1 rRNA gene is annotated in these 371 nt (G+C 36.1%); it reads left to right on the forward strand.

Annotated features, from left to right (window positions below):
• Positions 1-98, forward strand: a 5S ribosomal RNA gene (gene rrf / locus JI665_RS28295); the annotation flags it as partial.
• Between the last annotated feature and the right edge of the window lie 273 nt (positions 99-371).

Consider the following 371-nt stretch of genomic DNA (forward strand, 5'->3'; position numbering starts at 1 on the left):
AGGTCACACCCGTTCCCATACCGAACACGGAAGTTAAGCTTCTCAGCGCCGATGGTAGTTAGGGGCTGTCCCCTTGTGAGAGTAGGACGCTGCCGGGCGAAGACAGAGAGTCTCGCTCTTTGTCTTTTTTAATCCTTATATACTGGAATAATTTTCATTAATATCCCAGTATGATTTTAGTATTAGAAAGATATACAGCAAATAATTTCTTCAATAAACTCAAAAAAAGTGTTGACGGATTATTTCTAAGATGTTATTCTAATATAGTTGCTTGATTGATCTTTGAAAACTGAACGAACAAAAACGTCAACGTTAATTCTTTAGTCTTTTTTGAAAAGACAACTTATGAGCTTAATCAACTCTTATATGGA

It is taken from the genome of Bacillus sp. NTK034 (assembly GCF_017303275.1).
Lineage (GTDB): Bacteria > Bacillota > Bacilli > Bacillales > Cytobacillaceae > Cytobacillus.